We start from the raw sequence: 24,973 nt of genomic DNA, 5'->3' as shown, positions 1-24,973 counted from the left end.
CAGGCTTCACACCATCGCCTTGGACTGCTCCAGCTCCACCAGCAGGGTGCTGGCCAGCTCGTCGCGGGAGACTTCGAACTGCTGTTCGCGCAGCAGGTCCTTCACTGCCACCACGCCGCGCGCCAGTTCATCCTCACCCGCCAAGACCACGAAGCGGATGCCAGCCTTGGCCGCGTACTGGAACTGCTTGCCGATCTTCTTCGGCTCCATCTGCACTTCGGTGTTGATGCCACCGGCACGCAGGCGGCGCGCGATGTCCAGCGACTGCGGCATGCCCTGCTCGTCCATCAGCGCCACCAGCGCCTGTACGCTGCTGGCTTCGATGCCGTCGATCAAGCCGGCCTCACGCAGCTGCCAGAACAGGCGCGACAGGCCGATGGAGATACCCACACCCGGCAGCTTGGACTTGCTGTAGTGACTGGCCAGGTCTTCGTAACGGCCGCCCGAGCAGATCGAGCCGATCTGCGGGTGGTCGGTCAGCGTGGTCTCGTAGACGGTACCGGTGTAGTAATCCAGGCCGCGCGCAATGGAGAAGTTCAGGCAATACGCGGTTTCCGGCACGCCCAGCGCCTGCACCAGCTGCAGCACTTCGCGCAGTTCGGCGACGCCGGTACGCAGGATCTCCGAAGAACCGGCGTCGGCTTCCAGCGTGGCCAGCTGCGCCAGCGCATCGGCATGGCCCTGCGAACGCACGGCGACGAACGCCAGGATCTTCTCGACCTGTTCTGCCGGGATGTTGAAGCCCTCGCCCACCAGCGTCTCGCGCACATAATCGGCGCCGCGCTTGTCCAGCTTGTCCACTTCGCGCAGCACCGCCAGCTGGCGCTCACCCTCGGCCACACCCAGGCTTTCAAAGAAGCCGCGCATCAGCTTGCGGTTGTTCAGCTGGATGCTGAAGTCACCGATGCGCAGTTCCGAGAACACCGCATGGATGACCGCCAGCACTTCGGCGTCGTACCGCACGCTCAGGCTGTCCTTGCCGATCACATCGATGTCGCACTGGTAGAACTCGCGGAACCGGCCGCGCTGGGCGCGCTCGCCGCGGTAGACGCGCTGCATCTGGTAGCGGCGGAACGGGAAGGTCAGTTCGTGTTCGTGCTCGGCCACGTAGCGCGCCAGCGGCACGGTCAGGTCGAAGCGCAGCGCCATTTCCGGCAGCGAGCGATCGCCCGACTCGGCCGCGTTCGCCAGCGCCCCGGTGGACTGCACGAAGTACACCTGGCGCTCGGTCTCGCCACCGGACTTGGTCAGCAGCACGTCGGACAGCTCGAACACCGGCGTCTCCACCGGCAGGAACCCGAAGCGCTCGTAGTGGCGGCGGATGACGTCCAGCATGCGCTGGAACGCAATCTGCTCGCGCGGCAGCAGTTCAAGGGTGCCGGGCGGGGTACGGGGCTTGATCACGGGCGGAACTCCTGCTGGAACGGGACGTGGGAGGGGGCGACATTCTAGCGCCCCCGCCACGGGCAGGGTCGAACGGCCGCTTGAAGTATCATAAGGCCCTCCCCGCCCGCGATACGCCCCCCGCAACATGTCACGGCCTTCCGGCGCTCCGCCCGCCACCAACGATCCCGCCTCGCCGTCCTGCGCCACGCTGGACTGCCTGCACTGCTCGGTTCGCCACCTTGCGGTGTGCTCGGCGCTGTCGCCCGATGAAGTGCAGGCGCTGGAGCAGGTCACCGTCTCGCAGCAGGTCAGCATGGGCAGCACGCTGGCCCGCACCGGTGAAGAGCGCGACCATGTCTATACATTGACCGGCGGCGCACTGCGCCTGGTGCGCACCCTGGCCGACGGCCGCCGTCAGATCAACGGCTTCGTGCTGCCCGGCGACTATCTGGGCCTGAGCGGCAGCGACCACCATCGCTACGACATCGAGGCCATCGCCGACAGCCGCGTCTGCCGCGTCGCGCTGCCACAGATGAAGGCACTGCGCAGCCGTTTCCCGCACCTGGAGCGCAAGCTGCTGCAGCGTGCCTGCCAGGAACTGGATGCCGCGCAGGACGCCGCGCTGGCACTGGCGCGCCTGCAGCCGGCCGAGAAGCTGGCTGATTTCCTGCTGCGCCTGGCCGCGCGCGAGGCCAAGCTGGGCGGCGACGGCCTGCGCGTATCGCTGCCGATGGGCCGCGGCGATATCGCCGACCATCTGGGCCTGACCATGGAAACGGTCAGCCGTACCTTCACCAAGCTGCGCCAGCAGGGGCTGATCGCCCTGCCCCACCTGAACGTGGTGGAGATCCTCGACGAGGATGGGCTGCGTACGCTGGCCGGTGAAGGGTTGATCTGACCGCATCACGGTTCATGGGGTTGCCGGCCAGCGGCCGGCACTACCAGATAACGCAGCACGGGTAGTGCCGGCCGCTGGCCGGCAACCGCGTCCCTCTCCGCTCAGCGCAGCAGTACCTCACGTAATGCCGCGTAATCGGCCGCCAACGGTTCGGCGTGCGCCGGCCGCTGCAGCAACGCATCCAGCGCAGGCGGCACCGCCACCGTTTCGCCGATCAGCGGCTCGACCACGGCCTCGAACTTGGCCGGATGCGCCGTGGCCACCACCGCCCAGTCGCCCTTGGCACCGCGAGCACGCAGGTCCTGCAGCACCTTCACCGCGGTCGCCGTGTGCGGGCAGAACAGCTCGCCATTGCTGGCATGCGCCGCCGCAATCGTCGCGCGGATGGTCACGTCATCCACCGCGAACGCACGGAACGCAGCACGCAGTTCCGCGTCGTCGCCGTGGTAGAGCCAGCGCAGTCGCTCGAAGTTGCTCGGCGCACCCACGTCCATTGCATTGGCCACCGTCGCCACACTGGCCTGCGGCTGGTACTCGCCGCCATTGAAGTACGCCGGCAGCACAGCATTGGCATTGGTGGCCAGCACGATCTGACCGATCGGCACGCCCAGCGCGCGCGCCAGCACGGCCGCCATCGCATTGCCCAGGTTGCCGGTCGGCACCACCAGATTGAGCCGGCGACGATGCGCCGCGTAGTGGCTCAACGCCGCATGCGCGTAATAGCTCATCTGCGGTAGCAGTCGGCCCAGGCTGATGCTGTTGGCCGAGCTCAACGGCACCTGCGCCTGCAGTTCGCGGTCAGCCAGTGCCTGCTTGACCATCGCCTGGCAATCGTCGAATGCGCCCGCCACACGCAGCGCCTGGATGTTGTCGCCGAAACAACCGAGCTGGTGCGCCTGGCGCGGAGATACGCGGCCATCCGGATACAGCACCACCACGCGCACGCCGGGCTGGCGATGGAAGGCCGCCGCAACGGCGGCACCGGTATCGCCGGACGTGGCGACGACGATCGTCAGATCGCGGTCCTTACCGGCCTGCAGCCGCGACAGCGTGCCGGCCAGGAAGCGCGCGCCGATATCCTTGAACGCCGCCGTTGGCCCATGGAACAGCTCCAGCACGTGGTCACCGTCTCCGAGCGCACGCAGCGGCACCGGGAAGTCGAACGCTTCGCGGCAGATCGCCGGAAGCGCAGCCTCAAGTGCATCACCAGCGAAGAACGGTGCCAGCAGATCGGCGGCGGTATCGGCCAGGGTCGGCCCGGCCTGCAGCTCGCGTGGCGCCGACAGCATCTGCGGAACATACAGCCCGCCATCGGGCGCCAATCCGGCGGCGATCGCCGCGCTGAGGCCAACGGCCGGAGACTGGCCGCGGGTCGAAACAAATTGCATGGGTTCGGTATCCAGTAAAGGGGTAGGATTCAGCACAAGCGGGCTCCCGGTGCATCCAGCGGTGACACCCAGGCATCGCTGTCAAAACCTGCGGCGGCGAATGCCGCCTGCACCGGTGTGGCGGCGGCACGCGCCTGGTCGGCATCCTCGAACCAGGCGAACACGCTGGGACCGGCACCGGAAATGCCCGCGCCCATTGCATTGGCCGACAGCGCCGCATCACGGGCGGCTTCGAAGCCGGCAATCAATCCGGCCCGGCGCGGCTCCACCAGCACGTCGCGCAGTCCCGCGCGCACCAGTGCGGCATCGCTGCGATGGCAACCACTGAGCACCAGTGCGAGGTTCGCGCTCTGCGCCACGAACTCGCCCAGCGCATAGCTGCCCTGCAGGGCCTGGCGTGCGCGGCGTGTTTCCAGCACCGCATGCGGATGCACCAGCAGGCTGTGCCAGGTAGCCGGCACCGGAATCGGCAGCAGCCGGTCGGCCGTGCACAGCGCAAGACCACCCAGCAGCAGCGGCCCCACGTTGTCACCGTGGCGGCCACCACTGGCCACCGCCTCGCCATCCAGCGCAAACGGATACAACGCCTCGCGCGACAGCGGCACATCCAGCAGCGCGTTGGCGGCGACCAGCGCCGCAACACTCGACGCTGCCGAACCGCCCATGCCGGAACCGAACGGAATGCCCTTGTCGATCTCCACCGCGAAACCGAAGTCCAGGCCCAGCCCTGCGCGCAGCGACATCAACGCTGCACCCGCAGTGTTTCCAGCCGCATCCAGCGGCAACTCAATGGCACTGCCGCGGATCGCCTCGATGCGCACCAGCGGCTCATCGATGCGGCGCACGCTCACGGTATCGCCAATGCCGGCAATGGCATGGCCGAGAATATCGAAGCCCACCGCCACGTTGGCCACCGAGGCAGGCGCGAACGCACGTGCGATCACAGGCGCGCTCCTTCACCGGCCGCGACCCGCAGCAGGTCGGCAAACACACCCGCCGCGGTGACTTCCGGGCCGGCGCCCGGCCCCTGCACCACCAGCGGATTGTCACAGTAACGACGGGTGCGGAACTGGACCACGTTGTCGGTCAGCCGCAGGTTGGCGAAGGCATGATCGGCCGGCAGTTCCTGCAGGCCGACCGAGGCGCCGTCGGCACCCAGCCGTGCCACATAGCGCAGCACCGCCCCCCGCGCCCGCGCATCCTGCAGGCGCTGCAGCAGGCTGGCGTCGGACTCGCCCAGCCGCGCCATGAAGTCATCCACGCTGCCCTCGCGCAGCAGCGCCGGCACCAGGCTTTCCACCTGTACCTGTTCCAAGCTGAGCGCGTGGCCGGCTTCGCGGGCGAGGATCACCAGCTTGCGCGCCACATCCACACCCGAAAGATCATCGCGCGGGTCCGGCTCGGTGTAGCCCATCGACCGCGCCTGCGCGACCAGCTGCGAGAACGGCTGGCTGCCATCGAAGCGGTTGAACAGCCAGGCCAGCGTGCCGGAGAAGATGCCTTCAATCGCCAGCACCTCGTCACCGGTATCGACCAGGTCACGCAGCGTGGTGATCACCGGTAGGCCCGCGCCGACCGTGGCCTCGTAGCGGAAGCGTGCACCACTGGCCGCCGCAGCGGCGCGGATGCGCTGGTAGCGCGGCAGCGGCCCGGCGCCGGCCTGTTTGTTGGGGGTAACCACGTGGATGCCGGCCGCCAGCCAGCCCTCATAGCGCTCGGCCACCTCGGCACTGCCACTGCAGTCGATCACCACCGCATGCGGCAGGTGCGCGGCCAGCAGGTGTTCGGTGAAGCGATCCAGATCGCTGGACTCGCCCGCTTCGCGCAAGGCCTCCCGCCAGTCGGCGTGCAGGCCATCCACTTCCAGGCGCATGCGCGAACGCGAGGCCAGCGCGCGCAGGCGCAGATCCACATTGGCCTTGGCCAGCAGCTGCGGGCGTGCGGCAAGCAACTGGTCCAGCAGTGCGGCACCGACGTTGCCCGGCCCGATCACACCGACCGCAAAGGTCTGCGGCGACAGCCAGAAGCCGGCATGCGCGGCGCGCAGGGCGCGGGTGGCATCGGCACTATCCACCGCCACAGAAATGTTGCGTTCGGACGAGCCCTGCGCGATCGCCAGGATGTTCACCTGCGCACGGCCCAGCGCCTCGAACAGACGTGCGGCCACACCGGGCTGGCCGGCCATGCCGTCACCGACCGCGGCCAGCACGCTGACGCCCTCACTGACCTGCACGCGTTGCACCTGGCCCACCGACAGCTCATGCGCGAACGCATGCAGCAGCGCTTCGCGGCCACGGCCGGCTTCAGCAGCACGCACCACACAGCAGATCGAATGTTCCGACGACCCCTGCGAGATCATCACCACCGACACCTGCGCCTGGCGCAGGGCGGCAAACACACGCTCGGCGGTACCGGGCACACCGATCAGCCCGGTGCCTTCCAGGTTCAGCAGGGCCAAGCCGGGGCTCAGGGTCAGGCCCTTCACCGGCCCGCGCGGCGAGCGCTCGGCGCTGATGCGCGTCCCCGGATGCGCCGGCTGGAAGGTATTGCGGATGAAGATCGGCAGGCCGAGGCGGATCGCTGGCGACATCGTCTGCGGGTGCACCACCTTGGCGCCGAAATAAGCCAGCTCGCAGGCCTCGTCGTAGCTCAGCGACTCCAACTGCACCGCCTCGGGCACCAGCCGCGGGTCGGCCGACAGCACGCCGTCGACATCGGTCCAGATGTGCAGTTCATCGGCGTTGAACAGCGCGGCGAAGATCGCGCCGGAGTAATCGCTGCCGTTGCGGCCGAGCGTGGTGATGCGGTCATGACGGTCACGGGCGACGAAGCCGGTGGCGACCAGGCGTGGCTGCGGATGCTGCAGGCGCCACTTGGCGAGGCGGTCGGCACTGGCTTCCCAGTCGACATCCACGCCCAGTTCGCCATGCCCCACCACCAGTACGTCGCGCGCATCCAGCACTGCACAGTCTGCGCCCAGCGCCTGCAGGTGCGTGCCGAGCAGCTGCGCGGAAAACACTTCGCCCAGGCCCTGCACGCGGTCGAGTACTTCGCCTGGCAGCTCGCCGATCACCGCCAACGCTGCCAGCACGTCGGCCAGTTGATCGAAGCGGGCGTCGATCCATTCGACGGTCTCGCCCACCTGCTCGCCCAGCAGCGCCACAGCGGCGCCACGATGGCGCGCGCGCAGCGCATGCCAGGCCTCGCGCCAGCCGTCGTCCCCCTTGGCTGCCAGCTGGGCCAGATCGATCAGTGCGTCGGTGACGCCCTTCATCGCCGAGACGACAGTGACCTGCAGCGATTCGGGGCGGGCCAGCAGCAGGCCGGCAACATGGCGGTAGCGTTCGGCATCGGCCACCGAGGTGCCGCCGAACTTGTGCACGACGATGGACGGTGCAGCCAGATCGGCCGGGGCAACGGGATGAGCGGGGGCGTGGGAAGACATGCAGACCTCGGTAGGAGGCCCCGTCGCATGCAGGTGTCGAGTTTCCCCGCCACCTGTATGGTGCGGGGCCGTGGTTTTCGGGAGTTACACGAAGACGACGGGCCGCACCAGGGCAGTGGTGACGGTGGTGGTGGTAATGGTGGTGGTGGCGACCGGCGCAGTCGAACGGCCCGCAGTAGCGGGGGCGATCAGGCTGGCGTGGGCGGCATCAAGAACCATGACGCACAGAAAACACCGTGCGCCGGGCCGCTGTCAAGTGCTGCGGTGCAAAAAGTCGTTGCCGCGATCATCGGCCAACGTGCCGACATTTGGTTGCATCTGAGACAAAGCGGCCATCAGTATGCTTGACGGCCACATTCAGCCGGCATGTTCGGCGATCGCGCGGGGCGTGCGATGCGCATGCGCGCACAGCATGACGCCGGCCACCAGGAACACGATCGCCAGCGCTTCGAGCAGCGAGGGCCAGCGCTGCTGCCAGGCGAATGCGTAGAGCAACGCGAACAGGGTCTCGAACACGATCATCTGGCCGGTCAGGGTCAGCGGCAGCAGGCGGCTGGCACGGTTCCAGAACGCATTGCCAAGGATCGAGGCGACCACCGCCACACCCGCGCTGATCGCCCAGAAACCACTCCACTGCGCCGCCGTGTGCCCGCCGGTGTGGCCGATGAAGGCCATCGGCACCAGCAGTAGAGCCAGGCCGCCGGTGGTGACACCGGTCAGCAGCGACCAGTCGTGGCTGGACAGATCCGGTCGGCGCGCCAGCCAGCGGCTGTTGCCGATCGAGTACAACGCCCACGAGAACAGCGCGCCGAACGCGCACAGCAGGCCGATCAGGCGCTGCCGCCACGGTGTCGCGAGGTGCTCAGACATCAGTGCTTCCCAGCCAACCAGTGCCACGCCCAGCACGCACAGGCCCAGTGCCGGCAGCAGCTGCTTCAGCGGCACCGCGCCCTGCTCGCGCACACCGACCAGGGTCACCACCACCGGAATCAGGCCGACGATCAAGGACGCCGCCGCACCGCCAGCCCACTGCACCGCCGTCGCCAGCAGCAGGAAATACACCAGGTTCCCGGCCAGGCTCAGCCACAACAGGCCGATCCACTCGGCGCGGCCCAGCCGTGGTGCCAGCCGCTTCCAGCGCGGCAGCAGCAGGGCTACGGCGATCAGACCGTAGACCAGATAGCGGCCGGCCGACAGTTGCAGGGCATTGAACGACTGCAGCACGGCGGGCGCGAGGAAGACCACGCCCCACAGCGCGCCAGCGGCAACGCCATTGGCGATGCCCAGGGCCATCGGGTTGTTGCGCATTCGGGTTCTTCGGGGGGAGGAACAGGCCGCGCAGTGTAAGCGCTGGCCGCTGGGCGCTCTTGACCGAGGCTACTGCCCTCCCGCCTTTGTAGCGTCGAGCCATGCTCGACTGCCGTTCGCGAGGTGGCCGGTGCAGAAGCCGTCGAGCATGGCTCGACGCTACAGTCCGGCGTTCCTGCGCCACGCGGCGGGGGTCTGCCCACACTCACGGCGCAGCGCGCGGGTCAGTGCGCTCTGCTCGGAATAGCCTGCGGCCAGCGCGATATCACTGATCGGCGCCGTGCTGGTGCGCAGCTGGTGCTTGGCCCAGCGCAACCGGCTTGTACTGAGCCATGCCTGGGGGCTGAGCCCGAACTCACGCTGGAACAGCGCGTGCAACCGGCTCTCGCTGACCCCGACAGACGCGGCCATGCGCGCCACCGGCCACGCCTGGCCCGGATCGGCCTGCACTGCCGCACACAGTCCCTGCATGCGCGCGCCACTGCCGGCCGGTGCAAACACCTGCAGCAGCTGCGGCAGCAGGGCCGGCATCGGCTGCCCGTCCTGCACGCCCGCCAGGCGTTGTCGCAGCGCATGCGGCAGGTGCAGCCAGCGCTGCCGGCACAGATGCTCCTGCGTGCCGTCATCAAGCACGCCGGGAGGACAATCGACGATCACGAAACCGTTCGGGCCATCGGCCATCTGGTCATGCGCTTCGCCGGCCGCAACGAAAACCCCCTGCAGCAGGTCGAGGCGACCACCGCGGCCTTCCATCTCGAAGTGCAGTTCGCCCTGCAGCGGCAGCACCCACTGCGCGTAGTCATGGCGGTCCAGGCCGGTGGCCTGGCCGTAGTGCCGCAGATGGAAGATGGCGCCCATCCGCGCAGTGTGCGCGTGTGGCAACGGCCGTGCAAACCGCTGCTATAGTCGATCCGTCATCCAACGCAGGGAGTGCAGGACATGGCCCATCGGCAGGTGTCACTGGTGCTCGCCACCAGCCTCGGCCTGGCGCTCGCAGCTTCGGTCTCCGCACAGGAGCGTACGCCACCGGCCCCGCACTGCATGGACGCGGTCGGCGTACAGGAAGTGGAGCAGGCATCACCGCGCTCGATCGCACTGCGCGCCGCCTCCGGTCAGGCCTATCGGATCGACTTCAACGGAGATTGTCCCGGCGTCCGCGGTGCCACCTCGCTGAAGCTGGAAGCACCTGCCGGCTGGGCCTGTGGTCGCCCCAGCGAACGCGTCGTGGTCGACGGCCGCCGCTGTGCCGTCAGTGCGGTCACCCCGCTGCAGGATCGCGACTACGCCAGCGTCGCCCGCGACAGCGACCGCCTGCGCACGGCCACCCTGCCCGCCGTGACCATCCGCGAGCGCAAGGACATCCGCCGCAGCTTCGGCGGCTCACCGTCGTACTGCTTTGCCACCCGCAACGTCCGCGCGTGGTCGTCCGACCCGCAGGGCATGCTGGTGGAGACCAATCCTCGCCGCAATGGCGGCCACCGCTACTACCGGGTCGAACTCGGCAGCCACTGCCGCCAGCTCGACCGAGCGCCGCAGCTGAGCTTCCACTCGGGCCTGCAGAACGGCCTGATCTGTGGCAATCCCGGCGATCGGATCATGACTGCCGAGTTCGAGACAGACGATCTGCGCGGTGAAAGCATCGCCCCGCTGCCGCAGTACACCCGCGGCAGCTGCGCGATCCAGGCGGTCTACCCGGCCTCCAACCAGGCATCGAACTAACCGTCGACGCCCAGGAAGGTGAACGGTGCGCTGGGCACGAACTGGCCCAGTGCATCGCCGGCAAAGGTATTGCGCTGGTCCTTGCCAAGATCGAGCTTGAGCACCTGGCCGCCGAAATCGACCTTGTTCAGATCGACCCAGAAGGTGTTCGGGGTCAACGCCGACTCGAAGAAGTACAGCCGCCGCTTGTGATCAGCCACCGTGCGCCAGCGCGTGGATGAGATGTTCGGCTCACCCGGCGTGGTGATGCCATACGGCACCGACGCATTGCGGATCACGCTGAACACACTGGCCAGCGCCTCCACCGGATCTTCGGCCTTGGGAATGGCGTTGATGTAGAACGAGGCGCGCGCGAAACGATCGGCGGAGCGGTTGGTGCCCGGCAGCATCACCGTGCCACCGATCTGCTGCCAGTAACTGTTGAGGGCCAGCTGCTGCTCGAAGATCGGCGAGTTGGTCATCACCTGATAGCGGCGGTCATGGTGAATCACCTGGCGACCGCCGATGTACTCGACGATGGCGCTGTCGCCGGTGGCATCGGACAGCGACAGGTGCAGCGTCGCCTGGCGGTCTTCGCCCGGCACCTTGTCGGTGACGATCGAGTACGGCTCACGCTTGAGCGCCGCGACCGCCTCGTCCACGGTGGCGAAATTGTCCAGCACATACTGCGCCCACAGCGAGATCGCCAGTCCCGGCTTGTTGCCACGCTGCTGCGGATACTCCGATTCCACCAGCCACAGCAGGTTGGCCACCAGGCCCTTCTCGTTCATGCCATCGGTGGTCGACACGTCGTAGCCGGTGGCCACCACGCTGCCGTAGCGCGCAGTCCAGGCCAGCGATTTCGGACCGGCCAGGCCGGTGCGTGCGATGCCACGCGGCAACACGTAGAGGTTGGTCGCCACATCGACCTTCCAGTCCATCGAGCGCGCGGTGATCACATCGCCGTTGTCGCCCCGATACACCGCACGCGTGCAGGCCAGTGCCGGCGTGATCGCAGATGCCAGCGCCATGGCCAGCATTGCCTTTCCCTTCCACTTCATCCGTGCCATGCCGTTACGCTCCTTTCCCCGTGGTCCGTCGATCTGACCCGATCCATGGTGACACAGGGGTGAAGCCTCAGCGCACGAAGCGATCGTGCAGCCAGAAGCCCGCCACCATGGCAGGCACGAACCACAGCGCTTCACGCGATGCGACGGCCAGCCCGGCGATGGCCGGTCCGGGGCAGTAACCAGCCCATCCCCAGCCGATACCGAACAGTGCAGCGCCCAGCAGCAGGCGAGCATCGACATCACGTGCATTGGGTAGCTGGAAGCGCAGTGCGAACCACGGCTGCGCGCGTCGCAGCACCCAACGCTGCCCGACGGCACTGACCAGCAGTGCCGAGCCCAGCACCCACATCAACGTCGGATCAAAATCACCGGCCACATCGAGGAAGCCGAGTACCCGACGCGCGTCGGTCATCCCCGAGAGCGCAAGCCCCGCGCCAAACAGCGCACCTGCCACCGCGGCGGCCACGACCGCGCGGCTCATGCCAGGCCTCCGCCGTGACGGACCAGGAACGTGGTCAGCATCGCGCAGGCCATGAACACCAGCACTGCCAGCAGCGAGCGCTTCGAGCCGCGGGCCATGCCACAGACGCCATGACCACTGGTACAACCACTCCCCAGGCGCGTGCCGAAGCCCACCAGCAGGCCAGCGCCGATCAACTGCCAGGCGGGCAAGGCATCGCGCAGCAGCACACGTGGCGAGGCCTCGGGCAGCGACTGCCACCACAGCACCAGCCCCGCTGCTGCGAGCAGCCCCAGCAGGAATGCCCAGCGCCAGCCACGCTCGCCTTCCGCTGCGCGCAGGCTGCCCGCAGCGATCCCGCTGATACCCGCCACGCGCCCGACAGTGGCGAGCAGCAACACCGCGGCGGCGCCGATCAGCGCTCCGCCAGCCACCGCAGTCCATGGCAGGTTCATGCCCTGCCCTCTTTCACGCCGCTCATGGGATTGCCCTTTGATTTAGACTTATCTAAATTAGACACTTCTAAACAAAAAGGTCAACCATGGCCCGCACCCCGCTCGACAGCGCCGCCATGGCCGAACACGCCGCCGAGGCTGCAGCCCTCCTCAAAAGCCTGGCCCATCCTGCGCGCCTGCGCGTGCTGTGCCGCCTGGTCGAAGGTGAGGCACCAGTGCCGGAACTGCAGGCACTGACCGGACTCAGCGCATCAGCGCTGTCACAGCATCTGGCGGTGCTGCGCGAACTGGATATCGTCGCGACGCGTCGCGAAGCGCAGGCCATCCACTACCGCGTGATTGAAGGGCCCGCACTGGGCGTGCTGCAGGCGCTGCATGCCGCCTACTGCGGCGGCACTTCGCGTTGACGCTCAGCCGGCGTGCAGGGCAGGCTGCACGACGTTGTCGAGCAGATCCACCGGGGTCGGCGCCGAACGATCACCTTCCAGCGCCCGGCTGAAACCCGACCAGTCGCTGGCCGACAGCTGGCGCAGCAGCGCCGCATCCACCGGCAACGCGCGCATCGACCAGTACGGAAACTGACGCTGGCCCAGGCGGCCGCGCGCCAGCTCGATGATGTCGACATGGCTGCCGGCCTGCAGGATGCGCTCGTACACCGAATCGATACCGTCCGGCGGCCCCTCGATGTACTGCAGGAATCGCCCGCCGTCATGCAGCAGCACACCGGTCACGCCCGCCATCTTGTTGAAGCGGGCGGCATCGTCGACCAGCGCCTGCAACCGTTCAGCGGAAAGATCCGGCAACGCCTGGCTGACGTAGGCGATGGCACGCAGTGGCATGGTGCTTCCTTGACAAGATGTACACCCACGGTAGCAGTTGCGGACGAGTCCGTCTCAGTGCCCGTGGATGTTTCCTGAAGAATTCAGTTTGCCGCTGCAGGCAGCCCTTCTGCGCGTCTCGGCAGCAGGGCTTCGAACACCACCTGCCCGGCCTCGTTGCGCGCTGCGATGCGCCCTCCGTGCGCGCGCACGAACTGATCGACGATGTACAGGCCCAGCCCCAGGCCCTTGCTCTGGTGGAAGCTGGCCTTGAACGGTTCGAACAGCCGCGGCAGCAGCGCGTCGTCGATCCGGCCGGCATTGCTGACCCGCAGCATCACGCTGCGCGGATCGCGCCCGTCCACCTCCACCCTCGCCTCGCTGCCATGGGTGAGCGCGTTGCCGACCAGATTGGCGGCAACCTGGCCGAGACGGTCCAGATCGCCCTGCAGCCGCGTATCGCCGTGCATGTCCAGATGGATCCGGTCCGCGCCATGCGCGCTGCCCGCTTCGGCCACCACTGCGCGGGTCACGTCGGCCAGATCGCAGGCACTGGCCTGCAGGCGCAGGCCACCGCTGCGGATCCGCGAGAAGTCCAGCAGCTGTTCGACCATGCGCGCCATGCGCAGGGTGCTGGCCTCCAGGAACTGCAGCGTCTGCTGTGCCCCCGTATTGTCCTCCGGCAGCTCCAGCGCCAGCTTGTCCGCACACAGCAGGATGGCCGACAGCGGCGTGCGCAGATCGTGGGTCAGCACCGCCGCCATTGTTTCGTTGAGCTTGAGCGCGCGTTCCAGCGCCTCGTTGCGCGCCTTCAGCAGCTGCCGCTGCTGGTACAGCTCGATGAAGACGTTGACCTTGCTCAGGATCACCTGCGGCGCTACCGGCTTGTGCAGGAAATCGACCGCACCGCTCTCGTAGCCCTTGAACACGCGCAGGGGATCATCCGGGGAGGCGGTCAGGAAGATGATCGGCACGTCGCGGCTGCGATGCGAACCGCGCATCAGTTCGGCCAGGGTGAAGCCATCGATCTCCGGCATGTGCACGTCCAGCAGGGCCAGTGCCACCTCGTGCTCGAGCAGCAGCTCCAGCGCCTGCGCGCCGGAACCGGCCAGCAGCAGATTCACGCCCTCGCGCTGCAGCAGCGCCTGCATGGCCACCAGGTTCTGCGGCACGTCATCGACGATCAGCAGGTTGACCGGGGACTGCGACTGCGCAGGGTCCGGTGGCAGCAGGTTCATGCAAACAACTCCTTCAGGCGACGACACATCAGTTCAAGGGGCAGCACGGCATCGGCGCCGGCGTACTGCAGGGCGGAGGCCGGCATCATCGACGCCTCGGCTTCCTCGGGGCATTGCAGCCAAGCACGGCCACCGGCACGGCGCACGGCGGCAACGCCCTCGCTTCCATCACTGCTGGCACCGGTCAGCAGCAGGGCCAATACCTGCCCTCCGAACACCGCAGCAGCGGAGTCGAACAGTGGATCGATGGCCGGACGGGAGAACAGCACCGGCGCATCCACCGACAACGCCACCGCCCCCTCGTCCTCCACCAGCAGGTGGTAATCCGGCGGCGCGAACGTCACCGTGCCCGGCCGCAGCGGTTGCTTGTCCTCGGCTTCACGCACCGGCAGCGCGCAGTACGGCGCCAGCACCTCGGCGATGCGGCTGGTGCGGTCACGCGGCAGGTGCAGCACGGCCAGTACCGGCACCTGCAGCGTCGCCGGCAGCGCACCGAGTACCGCCTGCAGGGCCGCCACGCCACCGGCAGACGCGCCGATCACCAGCACGGCAGGACGCGCCGGCAGCGCCATCAGGCCACCTTCCGGTACAGGCGATGCTCGCGCGAACAGACCTCGAAGGCGTCATGGTGGCATCCGAACTGCAGCGATTCCTTGCTGCCAAGACCGAGGAAGCCTCGATGCACCAGCGCCTCACGGAACAGGCCGACCGCGCGGTCCTGCAGGTCGCGGTTGAAATAGATCAGCACGTTGCGGCACGACACCAGGTGCACTTCGGAGAACACGGTATCGGTGGCCAGGCTGTGGTCGGCGAACACCACGTTGCGACGCAACTGGCGGTCGAACACCGCGCCGTCGTAGGCCGTGGCGTAGTAGTCGGACAGCGACGCCGTGCCACCGGCCGCCAGGTAGTTGCGGCTGAACTGGGCCATCCGGTCGATGCCATAGGCGCCCGCCTCGGCGGTGGCCAACGCGGCCGGATTGATGTCGGTGGCATAGACGATGCTGCGATCAAGCAGGCCTTCCTCATGCAGGAGGATCGCCAGCGACCACACTTCCTCACCGGTGCTGCAACCGGCCACCCACAGCTTCACCGAGGGATAGGTGCGCAGTACCGGCACCACCTGCTCGCGCAGTTCACGGAAATACGCTGGATCACGGAACATCTCCGAGACCTGCACGGTGAAGAACTGCATGGCCTGGGCGAACAGCTCCGGCTCGTGCAGCAGCCGGTACTGCAGGTCGACCAGCCGTTCGCACTCATAGCGCTGCATCGCCTGGCGCATGCGCCGGCGCAGCGACGACACCGCATAGCTGCGGAAATCGTAGTGGTAGCGCTGGTACAGCGCCTCCAGAAGAACCTTCAACTCCAGGTCGAACAACGCCTGTTCGTTCATTGCCGCGAGCACCAGACCCGGCACAGCGAGACCAGCTTGTCGACGTCGATGGGTTTGGCGATGTAGTCGTTGGCACCGGCCTGCAGGCACCGCTCGCGGTCATCGGGCATGGCCTTGGCCGTCAGCGCGATGATCGGCAGGTCCTGCAGGTGACGTTGCGCGCGGATCTCGCGCATCGCGGCCAGGCCGTCCTTCTCCGGCATCATGATGTCCATCAGCACCAGGTCGACCTCGCGCTCGGCCAGGCGATCCACCGCTTCCTGGCCGTTGCGCGCGATCTCCAGCGTCACGCCCAGCGGCTCAAGCACGCTGGACAGCGCGAAGATGTTGCGCACGTCATCCTCGGCCAGCAAAACAGTACGGCCATCGAGCACGGTGTCGCGACGGCGGGCCTCGCGCAGCAGGCGCTGCTGGTCGGTGGGCAGGCTGGCTTCCACGCTGTGCAGGAACAGGGTGACCTCATCCAGCAGGCGTTCGGGCGAACGCGCGCCCTTGATGATGATGCTCTTCGAATAGCGGCGCAGGCGCTGCTCTTCCTCGCGGCCGAGCGCGCGACCGGTATAGACGATCACCGGCGGGAAGCCGACATCATCGTTGCCAGCCATGTGCTCGAGCAGGTCGTAGCCGCTGCCGTCGGGCAGCGACAGGTCCATCACCATGCAGTCGAAGGTGACCGTGCTGAGCTGCTCCAGCGCGCCGGCCAGCGTTCCCACTGCAACGATCTGCAGCTGATCACGGCCCAGCAACAGTTCCAGGTTGTGGCGCAGCTCGCTGTCGTCCTCGACGATCAGCAGGCGCCGCACGTCGCGCTGGCTGGTTTGTTCCAGCTGTTCGATGGCCGTCACCAGCCGCTCGCGCGTGGTCGGCTTGATCGCGAAACCAATCGCACCCAGCTCGCGCGCCACCTGGCTGCGGTCCATCGCCGAAACCACGTGCACCGGGATATGCCGGGTATCGGGGTTGCGCTTCAGGCGCTCCAGCACGCTCAGGCCGGACACGTCCGGCAGGCCGATATCGAGCAGGATGCCGTTGGGGCGCAGTTCGCTGGCCAGGGTCAGTGCCTCTTCGGCAGTCCCGGCCACCACGCAGTCGAAGTCCAGTTCATGGGCCAGGGCCACAAGCGCTTCGGCGAAGGTGGCGTCGTCCTCGACGGCCAGGATCAAGCGGCCGGCGCGTTGGCGACGGCCGCGGTCATCGGCCACGCTGGCGGTGACGGGCGCCACGGATGCAACGGTCGGTGCGACAGGGGTACGCGCAGCGATCGGCGGCGCAGGCTGCGGCGCAGGCGCTATTGAGGCGGCGGCAGGCACTTCGCCCGGTTCCGAAACCGGCGCGCCCTGCAACGGCAGTTCCAGGATGAAGCAGCTGCCGCGACCCGGTTCACTGTCGACCTGGATGCTGCCACCCATGCGCTCGGCCAGATCGCGCGAGATCGACAGGCCCAGGCCGGTGCCACCGTAGCGGCGGCGGGTGCTGCCATCGGCCTGGCGGAAGGCTTCGAAGATGACCTGCAGCTGCTCGCGGGCAATGCCGATACCGCTGTCGCAGACCTCGAAACGGATGCGTCCTTGACCGCCCGCACGCACGTGCAGGCTGACCTTCCCATGCTCGGTGAACTTCACCGCATTGGCCAGCAGGTTCTTCAGGATCTGCTGCAGGCGCTGGCTGTCGACCACCAGCTGGCTGGGGGCCAGCGCATCGGCCTCGATCTGCAGGGCCAGGCCCTTCTGCCGCGCCATCGGCTCGAAGGTCTCGCGCAGGCGCTGCAGTACGCTGCCCGTCACCACCACTTCATCGGCCAGCTCGACGTGGCCGGCCTCGATGCGCGACAGGTCCAGGATGTCATTGATCAGTGCCAGCAGATCGTTGTTGGACGACAGGATCGCGCGCGCATACTTCACCTGTTCTTCGGTGAGCGTGCCGTCCTTGTTGTCGGCCAGCAGCTTGGCCAGGATCAGCGAGCTGTTCAGCGGCGTGCGCAGTTCATGCGACATGTTGGCCAGGAACTCGGACTTGTAGCGCGAGGTGGCGGCCAGTTCGTTGCTGTTGCGCACCAGCTGGCTCTGCGCGACCAGCAGCGCCTGCTTCTGCGCCTCCAGCTCGTGGGTGCGCTCCTCCAGCTGAACGTTGCTCTGTTCCAGCTCGGCCTGCTGCTCTTCCAGATGGCTCTGCGAGTGCTGCAGGCTGCGGCTCTGCTCTTCCAGCTCCTCATTGGCCACGCGCAGCTCTTCCTGCTGGGCCTGCAGCTCCTCACCCTGGCGCTGGGATTCCTCCAGCAGTACCACCAGTTGTGCGCGCAGCAGCGATGCACGCAGCGCCATGCCGATGGTCTCGGCACAGCGCTCCAGCAGCTCGACATCGAGTCGATCCTGTTCGCCGGCGCGGGTGCGTCCCAGTTCAATGATGCCCACCACCACACCATCGCTGCTGATCGGCGCCAGGATGCGCTCGCGCACCGGCAACCGCCCCAGGCTGGTCTGCAGCTCAAGCACCGCATCATCCCCCCCATGCAGGTGGCGGATGCGTTCGTCGCGTGCCACCTGCCCGGCCACGCCCTCCTGCAATGCCAGCGACGCCGGCATACCGGACGGCAACGCCAGGCCGCCGGTCAGCTGCAGTCGCCCGCCTTCCAGGCGGTAGACGGCGGCGACGTCGGCCTGCAGCTTGGCCCCCAGGCTGGTTGCCGCCGCCTCGGCGATCTGCTCCGGACCCAGGTCACCGCGCAGGCTCATCGCCACCGCGTTCTCGGCCTCCTGCAGCCACAGCGCGCGCATCGCGTCGCGCCGCGCCTGGATGGCGCGGGAGACGATCAGCGCGATCATCAGGAACGCACACCCGCCAATGCTGCGGTTGACGAACGAGAACGCCGAGTTGGAGCTGGCCGGGGCAACGTTGTAGCCGATGATCAACAGGATGCAGGCGACGACGGCCACGATGAACGGCGCGCGTGCACTGCGCTGGAACAGCGTGACGCCGACAGCGAGGAAGTACGCCAGCCAGACGGCGTAGCCCAGCGGAACCACCAGTTCCAACGCAATGGTCGCTGCCAGCAGTACGGCGGAGGTCATCCAGATCCAGCGGTCACGCGTAGTCGCACCAGGACGCATGCAGGTCGGTTCCAGAGCACAAAGGGTGGGTGATGGTACTCCGTGTCGTATTCAGCCGCACAGGACCATTGGCACGTGTCCCGCCTCCACGCCTCCTTCACACTTGAATGCCTAGCTTCACGTCCCTCACAGGGGTAACACTTATTTTTACGTGGACGCTGCCGCCTCTACGACGTCCGTACTGACGGACCCTTCCCGCCAACTGCGACTGCTGATCGACAGCGTGCGCGACCATGCGCTGTACCTGCTTGATCCTGATGGCATCGTCTGCAGCTGGAACCCGGGTGCGGAGCGCATCAAGGGCTACTCAGCCGATGAAGTGGTGGGTACCCACTTTGGTCGCTTCTACCTGGCCGCCGACCGCGAGGCAGGGGAACCGCAACGCCTGCTCCGCCTCGCAGCGCAGCACGGTCACGTCGCCAGTGAAGGCTGGCGGGTGCGCCGCGATGGCTCATCTTTCCGTGCCAGCGTGGTCATCGAGCCGGTCGTCGAAGCAGGCGAGCTGCTCGGCTTCGTCAAGATCACCCGCGACATCACCGAGCAGTGGCAGGCACAGCGGCTGCTGCGTGATGCCCAGCGTGCGCTGCGCAATACCCAACAGTTCGAGACCGTCGGCCGCCTCAGCCGCGGGCTGTCGCACGAGTTCAACAATCTGTTGACCACCATCGGCAACGCCCTGGACCTGCTGTCCCTGCGCGTGAACGGTGACGATGCACGCGCCGCCGAGCTGCTTGATGCGGCGCAGACCGCGACCGATCGTGGTGCGCTGCTGACCCGCCAGCTGCTGGCCTTCAGCACCGGCCAGACCCTGATCCGCGAACCACTGGATATCAATGCGCTGATACGGCAGTGGCTGCCGGACCTGCAACGCGTCTGCCCGCCCACGGTGGTGCTGGATGCCCAGCTGGCGCCCGGCCTGCCTGCGATCAACACCGATGCGCTGCAGCTGCAGACGGCGCTGGCCAATCTGGTCGCCAATGCCGCGGATGCTACCCTTGAAGGCGGCCGCATCCTGATCGGCACTGCGCTGGAACATCGCCTCGATCCGGATGCGGACTCCACGCTGCAACGTGGCTATGTCACCCTCAGCGTCTGCGACGAGGGCCACGGGATGGCGGCCGACATCGCCGAACGGGCGACCGAGCCGTTCTTCACCACCAAGGACATCGGCAAAGGCAGCGGCCTGGGCCTGAGCCAGGTGTTCGGATTCACTACCCAGAGCGGCGGCTTCGTCGACGTGTCCACCACGCCCGGTGTCGGCACCACGGTCAGCCTGCTGCTCCCCGCAATGGAGGACCCTGCCGATGACCGATGACCCGATCCGCGTATTGATGGTGGAAGACCAGACCGATCTGCGTGAAATGATCGGCCTGGCCCTGCGCGACCTCGGCATCGACGTGGCCACGACCGCCGATGCGCATGAGGCCGCCGCCCTGCTGAAGGGCGAAGCGCGTTTCGACGTGGTGTTCAGTGACGTCAGCATGCCCAACGGCATGTCCGGCATCGAACTGAGCGAGCATGTGGCGCGCGAACAGCCGCAGGCGCGGATGATCCTGTCGTCCGGTTATGCGCGCTCGCAGCTGCCGCCCCTGCCGGAACAGGTGGAATTCCTGCCCAAGCCGTACCGCCTGCGCCAGCTGGTGCAGTTGTTGAAGCAGGCGTAATCCACGGTGCCCCGGCAGCAGGGCCCTGCGGTCAACCCGTCATCGCCCCCCGCTGGAACGAAGCCAGCAACGTAGAGGCTGCCGCTGCCGGCGCCAGCCGACCGCGCGCCAGTGACCAGGTGATGCCGTAGAAGCAGGTCCAGTAGAAGTCCGCGAGCCACACTGCGGTGAAACCAACGTTGAACTCTCCGGCCGCCTGACCACGCAGGAAGAAGGCTTCGAAGCGCTCGCCGATCGGCGCCCAGCGCTCCGGCAGCAGATGCAGGTCACCCTGGCGCTGCTGCTCTTCCATCATCCGCGCGAACAGCAGCGTTACCAGTTCCCAGTCCGCCAGCAGCGTGGCGGTGACCTGCTCCAGCACGTGGTGTGCATCACCGCCCTCATCGAACCAGACCGCCGCCGCTTCCACGCGCTCGAAGCCGGCCGCGAACAGTGCCTCGTCGATCGCCTCCCGGGTGGGCGCAAACCGGTACAGGGTCGCGCGGCTGATACCCGCCCCGCGCGCGAGTTCGCTGAGGGTGCAGCGTGGATGGCTGACCAGGGTGGCCGCCAGCGCATGGGGCAGGTCGCGGCGGGTGCGTGCTGCGGCAGGTCGCATGAAAGCGCTGAGGTGTGGGTTCGCCCTCACGCTAGCATGAATCACCAATTAATAAACTGAATCAAAGATGATTCATTCGGATCACCGATGCGCTAAAACAGAGATGCGTCCGGTGCACCCGGGTCGGTGCACGGCAGGGAACGCGTCACAGGCATCGAAGGAGACAACGCCATGCTGCATCCACTACGCGATATCGCTGTGTTGTTCGACGCCAGCGACACCGGGGACCGCGTTCTCAACATCGCCGCCCATCTGGCGCAGGCACAGCAGGCCCATCTGGTCGCGGTCTCCACCGCCCAGCATCCCACCGACATCGCCAACGGCTTCGCGCGCGGTGCCGGCATCGCCGCCGCACTCGACCACGAGGCGCGCGCGGATGCCGCCTGCACCGCGCTGCTGATGCAGAACCTGCGTGCCGTGTCCGAGCCGCTGCAGATCAGCACCGAACTGCGCATCGTCTCGGACTATCTCGGCGGCGCCGACCTGGCCCTGCAGTCGCTGTACTGCGACCTGATCATCGCCGGCTATCCGCGTACTCCCGGCGCCCCTTCTGGCTGGCACCCGCTAGGAACGCTGCGCCAGACCGGCGTGCCGATGCTGCTGGTGCCACCGCATTGGCATGGCGACCAGGTCGGCCATCGCATCGTGGTGGCCTGGAATGCCAGCAAGCAGGCACGCCGTGCGGTAGCCGATGCGCTGCCGTTGCTCGCACGTGCAAAAGCGGTGCACCTGCTGATGGTCGACACGCCCAAGGCCGAGGCCACACCTGGCGCCGAGATGGCCCAGCACCTGGCGCGGCACGGCGTCGAAGTAGAGATCCAGGCGATCAGTTCAAGCCAGGGCGGCGTTGCCGCGACCATCCGCCAGCACGTGCTCGATGCCGACGCCGACCTGCTGGTGCTGGGCCCCTACAGCCGCAGCCGGGTGGTCGAGCGTGTGCTCGGCGGGGTCACCGAGGATCTGCTGGCCGAAGTACCGGCGCCCTTGTTCGTGTCGCACTAGTACCGCCCTGCCCTGCCCGGCGATAGCCGGTCAGCGACTGCCCGGTGTGCCGCCGGAAGTAGCGGCACAGGTAGGATGCATCCTCGAAGCACAGTCGCTCGGCGATGCGACCGATCGGCAATTCGCTGTAGGTCAGCAGCGCCTTGATTTCCAGCACCACCTGGCGATCAATCAACGCCTTTGGCGTTTCGTCGAAGCACTCGCGGGTCAGCTGCGAAAGATAGAACGGGGTGATGCACAGCGCGTCGGCATAGGACTGCACGTCGCGCTGGCGCGTACTGCGCTCACCGACCAGTTCCCAGAAATTCCAGGCCAAGCGCTCGCGTCGGCTGACCTGCGCCACGGCCACACTGCGCGCCGGCAACAGCGTTGCGAATTTGAGGAAGAACGTCTGCAGCAGGTTGCGCAGCATCACGTGACGATAGCGGCCGCCATTGTGCTGCGCATCCATCAACTGCTGCAGCCAGCCCTGCAGCAGCGGCACGTCCAGCGGCGACGGAACGCAGTGGGGCTGATCGTGCAGGAACTTGAACAGTGCATTGGGAAGCACATAGGCCACCTCCGATGCCAGCGCCTTGGGCATCAGGCAGACCACCGCCAGAAAGCCGCGTGAGCGCTGCCGCAGCAGCGCCAGCGTGTCCTCTGCCAGCACCAGCACATCGTGCCGCTGCACCGCTACCTCGCGGAAGTTCAGTGCAAAGCGCGCACGCCCCGATACGCATACCAGTACCGCCAGATAAGCGTGGCCGAACGACAACGGGACGCCCTGCCCTTCGGCCAGCGTACTGACCTCCAGGCGCATGGATTCGTCCTGGTCCAGGAGCTGGGGTACGCGATCCATGGGCCGATCCGGCTGTATTCCGGGCCCCAGCATACCCGGGCTCAACCACCCGTTGTGAAAAGTACCGAAACCATCATGGTCCCGCTCTGGGCCGATCGCGCCTGGCGACCTAGCCTGTGCACTCTCTTTGTTCCCGTGGAACCGATATGCAGCTGCACACCGAACGCTTGATCCTTCGCCCCTGGCGCGACACCGACGCTGCCGATCTGTACGAGTACGCCCGCGACCCGCGCGTGGGCCCCATCGCCGGCTGGCCGGTGCACACCAGCGTTGAGGAAAGTACCGAAATCATCCGCACCGTCTTCAACCGGCCAGAGGTCTACGCGCTGCAGAGCCGCGAGGACGGCCACGCGATCGGCTGTGTCGGCATCCTGATCGGCACCGACAGCAACTTCGAGATCAGCGATCGAGAGGGTGAGATCGCCTACTGGATCGGCGTTCCGTACTGGGGCCGCGGACTGGTGCCCGAAGCGGTGCGCGAAGTGATGCGGCACGCCTTCATGCAGCTGGAACTGGACGCACTGTGGTGCGGCTACTTCGCTGACAACCTGCAATCGCTCAGCGCACAGAGCAAATGCGGTTTCCAGCATCACCATACCGAGGTGAACAAGTTCAACAGCTTCCTCGGCGACTACCGCACCGAGCACATCAGCCGCATCACCCGAGAACAATGGTGTGCCCTGCAGGCCACCTCGCCGGCCTGAGCGGAGTTCAGGCCAACGTGCGCTGCATGAACAGGAGTTCTTGCGTCGAAGACGCCTCCACCTGCTGGAAACCAAGGTCACGGTACAGGGCCGCGGCGGCTGTGTTGTCACGATAGACGCGCAGGGTGAGCCGCTGGATACCGTCTTCGCGCAGCGCCTGTGCACTCAAGGCCTGCATGAGCAGCCGGCCAAGGCCGCGCCCGCGTGCCAGCGGGGAAACAATGATGCGGCCCAGGTGCGCGGTGCCGGCGTCGGTCATCCAGTACTGGCCAAAGCCCAGGCACTGGTCCTGCTCGTCCAGCAGCGCCCAGCCCGGCCGCGCCTCGAGCTCGAGCACCTGCGCGAACCGTTCCTGCGGCAAAGGAAACGGCACGCCGGGGCCCGCCCAGCGCTGGGTGGCCTCGGCGGAATCAAGCCAATCGGCAATGGTGGCGTAGTGGGAAGGCTGGATGGCGCAAAGGCTTGGTTTCATGACCCGCATGGTGCGTCATTCGTGGCGATTAGACACGCTGCGTGGCGACACTTGAGTTTTGTCATAGGACAATAAACAATTCCAGGCGTCCAGCCCATTCCCCCTTCGGGAGATCCCATGTTCAAAGGCCTCAGCGCGTTTCCACTGACCCCGCTCTCTGAAACCGGCATCGACTTTCGTGCGTTTGCCGGACTGGTCGAGCGCCTGGCCGATTCCGATGTTGATTCGATGGGCGTGCTTGGCTCCACTGGCAGCTACGCCTATCTGGAGAAGCACGAGCGCAAGCGCGTGCTGCGCGAAGCCCTGGCGCACGCAGGAGGCGTACCGGTCATCGCCGGCATCGGTGCACTGCGTACCCGCGATGTGCTGGAGCTGGCCCTGGACGCCGAGGATGCAGGTGCTGCAGGCCTGCTGCTCGCCCCCGTGTCTTACCAGCCCCTGAAGGACCATGAGGTGCAAGCACTGTTCGAAACAATATGCGCAGCGGTCCGCACGCCTATCTGCGTCTACGACAATCCGGGCACCACCCACTTTCGCTTCACCGATGCACTGCATGGCCGGATCGCCGCGCTGCCCAACATCGCTTCGATCAAGATTCCGCGCCTTGCTGATGATCCCGTCGAGGCTGACGCGCGCGTTGCTGCACTGCGTGCGTGCGTTCCCGCACATGTGACGTTGGGCGTCAGTGGTGACGCCTCGGCGGTGCGAGGGCTGCTGGCGGGGTGTGACGGCTGGTATTCGGTGACCGCCGGGCTTTTCCCCGAGGTAGCGCTGCAGATCATGCGGGCCGTGGGGAGTGGCGATGAAGAGGGTGCTATTGCCCTGTCTGCGCGGCTGGCGCCGCTGTGGTCCCTGTATGACCGGTTCGGCGGGATTCGCGTCATGGCCTGCGCGGCGGCACTGCTGGGACTGTGCGGCGAGAACTGCCTGCCGTTGCCGTTGCAGGGGCTGCGGGACGGTGAGCGCGAGGAGGTGGAGGCGGTGCTGGGTGGGCTGGGGTTGTTGTAAAGCCCCGGAGTGGAGCT

The 24,973-nt window shown here is 67.1% G+C and carries 26 protein-coding genes; 9 read left to right on the top strand and 17 right to left on the bottom strand.

Annotated elements, in window-relative coordinates:
* Nucleotides 1-6 precede the first annotated feature (6 nt).
* Complete coding sequence (hisS, locus tag ACZK3J_RS09875; protein WP_478476853.1) at nucleotides 7-1,404, bottom strand: histidine--tRNA ligase; 1,398 nt, start codon at nucleotides 1,402-1,404, stop codon at nucleotides 7-9.
* Between the two features lie 127 nt (nucleotides 1,405-1,531).
* Here hisS and ACZK3J_RS09870 point away from each other — a divergent pair, with 127 nt between their 5' ends.
* Nucleotides 1,532-2,284, top strand: a complete 753-nt coding sequence (locus tag ACZK3J_RS09870) for a Crp/Fnr family transcriptional regulator (RefSeq protein WP_043397202.1) — start codon at nucleotides 1,532-1,534, stop codon at nucleotides 2,282-2,284.
* A gap of 101 nt (nucleotides 2,285-2,385) precedes the next feature.
* On the opposite strand, the gene thrC is transcribed toward ACZK3J_RS09870, so the two are convergent.
* The 3 genes from thrC to thrA are packed head-to-tail and all read right to left on the bottom strand — an operon-like array spanning nucleotide 2,386 to nucleotide 7,117.
* The gene (gene thrC, locus ACZK3J_RS09865) at nucleotides 2,386-3,672 is read right to left on the bottom strand and encodes a threonine synthase (RefSeq protein ID WP_197655606.1); all 1,287 of its coding nucleotides are present in this window, start codon (nucleotides 3,670-3,672) and stop codon (nucleotides 2,386-2,388) included.
* A gap of 29 nt (nucleotides 3,673-3,701) precedes the next feature.
* Nucleotides 3,702-4,616, bottom strand: a complete 915-nt coding sequence (locus tag ACZK3J_RS09860; RefSeq protein WP_049462022.1) for a homoserine kinase — start codon at nucleotides 4,614-4,616, stop codon at nucleotides 3,702-3,704.
* Nucleotides 4,613-7,117: a bifunctional aspartate kinase/homoserine dehydrogenase I gene (gene thrA / locus ACZK3J_RS09855; RefSeq protein ID WP_197655605.1), complete on the bottom strand. Its 2,505-nt coding sequence runs from the start codon at nucleotides 7,115-7,117 to the stop codon at nucleotides 4,613-4,615. The genes ACZK3J_RS09860 and thrA overlap by 4 nt, the downstream gene beginning before the upstream one ends.
* A 27-nt stretch (nucleotides 7,118-7,144) precedes the next feature.
* Between thrA and ACZK3J_RS09850 the strand changes: the two genes are divergently transcribed.
* The gene (locus tag ACZK3J_RS09850) at nucleotides 7,145-7,465 is read left to right on the top strand and encodes a hypothetical protein (protein WP_162292257.1); all 321 of its coding nucleotides are present in this window, start codon (nucleotides 7,145-7,147) and stop codon (nucleotides 7,463-7,465) included.
* A gap of 9 nt (nucleotides 7,466-7,474) precedes the next feature.
* Here ACZK3J_RS09850 and ACZK3J_RS09845 read toward each other — a convergent pair whose 3' ends face one another.
* Both ACZK3J_RS09845 and ACZK3J_RS09840 read right to left on the bottom strand, forming a co-directional pair.
* Nucleotides 7,475-8,425, bottom strand: coding sequence for a DMT family transporter (locus ACZK3J_RS09845; RefSeq protein ID WP_049462024.1), 951 nt, complete (start codon nucleotides 8,423-8,425; stop codon nucleotides 7,475-7,477).
* 159 nt (nucleotides 8,426-8,584) lie between these two features.
* Nucleotides 8,585-9,283 (bottom strand): helix-turn-helix domain-containing protein, encoded by a 699-nt coding sequence (locus ACZK3J_RS09840; RefSeq protein ID WP_049421347.1) that lies wholly within the window; start codon nucleotides 9,281-9,283, stop codon nucleotides 8,585-8,587.
* Nucleotides 9,284-9,364: 81 nt separating this feature from the next.
* Between ACZK3J_RS09840 and ACZK3J_RS09835 the strand changes: the two genes are divergently transcribed.
* A complete protein-coding gene (locus ACZK3J_RS09835) occupies nucleotides 9,365-10,144 on the top strand; it encodes a DUF6491 family protein (protein ID WP_197655604.1) in 780 nt (259 codons plus the stop codon).
* On the opposite strand, the gene ACZK3J_RS09830 is transcribed toward ACZK3J_RS09835, so the two are convergent.
* The 3 genes from ACZK3J_RS09830 to ACZK3J_RS09820 form a co-directional block, all read right to left on the bottom strand.
* Complete coding sequence (locus tag ACZK3J_RS09830) at nucleotides 10,141-11,193, bottom strand: linear amide C-N hydrolase (RefSeq protein ID WP_032127421.1); 1,053 nt, start codon at nucleotides 11,191-11,193, stop codon at nucleotides 10,141-10,143. The two genes, ACZK3J_RS09835 and ACZK3J_RS09830, sit on opposite strands and share 4 nt — an antisense overlap.
* A gap of 67 nt (nucleotides 11,194-11,260) precedes the next feature.
* A complete protein-coding gene (locus ACZK3J_RS09825; protein WP_414577376.1) occupies nucleotides 11,261-11,674 on the bottom strand; it encodes a DUF6691 family protein in 414 nt (137 codons plus the stop codon).
* On the bottom strand, nucleotides 11,671-12,108 hold the full coding sequence (locus tag ACZK3J_RS09820) for a YeeE/YedE family protein (protein ID WP_032127423.1): 438 nt from the start codon (nucleotides 12,106-12,108) through the stop codon (nucleotides 11,671-11,673). Before ACZK3J_RS09820 ends, ACZK3J_RS09825 begins: the two co-directional genes overlap by 4 nt.
* A gap of 86 nt (nucleotides 12,109-12,194) precedes the next feature.
* Between ACZK3J_RS09820 and ACZK3J_RS09815 the strand changes: the two genes are divergently transcribed.
* The gene (locus ACZK3J_RS09815; protein ID WP_049398524.1) at nucleotides 12,195-12,515 is read left to right on the top strand and encodes an ArsR/SmtB family transcription factor; all 321 of its coding nucleotides are present in this window, start codon (nucleotides 12,195-12,197) and stop codon (nucleotides 12,513-12,515) included.
* A 3-nt stretch (nucleotides 12,516-12,518) separates the two neighbouring features.
* Here ACZK3J_RS09815 and ACZK3J_RS09810 read toward each other — a convergent pair whose 3' ends face one another.
* From ACZK3J_RS09810 to ACZK3J_RS09790, 5 genes are all read right to left on the bottom strand, one after another.
* Nucleotides 12,519-12,947: a BLUF domain-containing protein gene (locus ACZK3J_RS09810; protein WP_032127425.1), complete on the bottom strand. Its 429-nt coding sequence runs from the start codon at nucleotides 12,945-12,947 to the stop codon at nucleotides 12,519-12,521.
* Nucleotides 12,948-13,030: 83 nt separating this feature from the next.
* Nucleotides 13,031-14,164, bottom strand: coding sequence for a hybrid sensor histidine kinase/response regulator (locus ACZK3J_RS09805; protein ID WP_277779038.1), 1,134 nt, complete (start codon nucleotides 14,162-14,164; stop codon nucleotides 13,031-13,033).
* Nucleotides 14,161-14,736, bottom strand: coding sequence for a chemotaxis protein CheB (locus ACZK3J_RS09800; protein WP_277779039.1), 576 nt, complete (start codon nucleotides 14,734-14,736; stop codon nucleotides 14,161-14,163). Before ACZK3J_RS09800 ends, ACZK3J_RS09805 begins: the two co-directional genes overlap by 4 nt.
* Entirely contained in the window at nucleotides 14,736-15,560 is an 825-nt protein-coding gene (locus tag ACZK3J_RS09795; RefSeq protein WP_032127427.1) for a CheR family methyltransferase, read from the bottom strand. The genes ACZK3J_RS09800 and ACZK3J_RS09795 overlap by 1 nt, the downstream gene beginning before the upstream one ends.
* Nucleotides 15,557-18,667: a response regulator gene (locus ACZK3J_RS09790; protein ID WP_414577380.1), complete on the bottom strand. Its 3,111-nt coding sequence runs from the start codon at nucleotides 18,665-18,667 to the stop codon at nucleotides 15,557-15,559. Before ACZK3J_RS09790 ends, ACZK3J_RS09795 begins: the two co-directional genes overlap by 4 nt.
* A gap of 151 nt (nucleotides 18,668-18,818) precedes the next feature.
* On the opposite strand from ACZK3J_RS09790, the gene ACZK3J_RS09785 reads away from it, so the two are divergent.
* The gene (locus ACZK3J_RS09785) at nucleotides 18,819-19,982 is read left to right on the top strand and encodes a two-component system sensor histidine kinase NtrB (protein ID WP_478476850.1); all 1,164 of its coding nucleotides are present in this window, start codon (nucleotides 18,819-18,821) and stop codon (nucleotides 19,980-19,982) included.
* Entirely contained in the window at nucleotides 19,972-20,331 is a 360-nt protein-coding gene (locus tag ACZK3J_RS09780; protein ID WP_010482617.1) for a response regulator, read from the top strand. The genes ACZK3J_RS09785 and ACZK3J_RS09780 overlap by 11 nt, the downstream gene beginning before the upstream one ends.
* A gap of 31 nt (nucleotides 20,332-20,362) precedes the next feature.
* Here ACZK3J_RS09780 and ACZK3J_RS09775 read toward each other — a convergent pair whose 3' ends face one another.
* Nucleotides 20,363-20,929, bottom strand: coding sequence for a TetR/AcrR family transcriptional regulator (locus ACZK3J_RS09775; RefSeq protein ID WP_049421338.1), 567 nt, complete (start codon nucleotides 20,927-20,929; stop codon nucleotides 20,363-20,365).
* Nucleotides 20,930-21,100: 171 nt separating this feature from the next.
* On the opposite strand from ACZK3J_RS09775, the gene ACZK3J_RS09770 reads away from it, so the two are divergent.
* Nucleotides 21,101-21,931 carry a universal stress protein gene (locus tag ACZK3J_RS09770; protein ID WP_414577381.1) on the top strand — a complete coding sequence of 277 codons (831 nt, stop codon included), beginning with the start codon at nucleotides 21,101-21,103 and terminating at the stop codon, nucleotides 21,929-21,931.
* Here ACZK3J_RS09770 and ACZK3J_RS09765 read toward each other — a convergent pair.
* Nucleotides 21,879-22,772 carry a helix-turn-helix domain-containing protein gene (locus ACZK3J_RS09765; protein WP_049421337.1) on the bottom strand — a complete coding sequence of 298 codons (894 nt, stop codon included), beginning with the start codon at nucleotides 22,770-22,772 and terminating at the stop codon, nucleotides 21,879-21,881. The two genes, ACZK3J_RS09770 and ACZK3J_RS09765, sit on opposite strands and share 53 nt — an antisense overlap.
* A gap of 146 nt (nucleotides 22,773-22,918) precedes the next feature.
* On the opposite strand from ACZK3J_RS09765, the gene ACZK3J_RS09760 reads away from it, so the two are divergent.
* Nucleotides 22,919-23,476, top strand: coding sequence for a GNAT family N-acetyltransferase (locus ACZK3J_RS09760; protein ID WP_032127433.1), 558 nt, complete (start codon nucleotides 22,919-22,921; stop codon nucleotides 23,474-23,476).
* Nucleotides 23,477-23,483: 7 nt separating this feature from the next.
* On the opposite strand, the gene ACZK3J_RS09755 is transcribed toward ACZK3J_RS09760, so the two are convergent.
* Nucleotides 23,484-23,957, bottom strand: coding sequence for a GNAT family N-acetyltransferase (locus ACZK3J_RS09755; protein WP_414577384.1), 474 nt, complete (start codon nucleotides 23,955-23,957; stop codon nucleotides 23,484-23,486).
* Nucleotides 23,958-24,065: 108 nt separating this feature from the next.
* On the opposite strand from ACZK3J_RS09755, the gene ACZK3J_RS09750 reads away from it, so the two are divergent.
* The gene (locus ACZK3J_RS09750) at nucleotides 24,066-24,956 is read left to right on the top strand and encodes a dihydrodipicolinate synthase family protein (RefSeq protein WP_414577386.1); all 891 of its coding nucleotides are present in this window, start codon (nucleotides 24,066-24,068) and stop codon (nucleotides 24,954-24,956) included.
* Nucleotides 24,957-24,973: the final 17 nt, after the last annotated feature.

This window comes from Stenotrophomonas sp. 86428_Sma (genome assembly GCF_056481585.1).
Note: the sequence above shows the minus strand (reverse complement) of the source record. Positions and strands in the feature narration are given on the sequence as shown.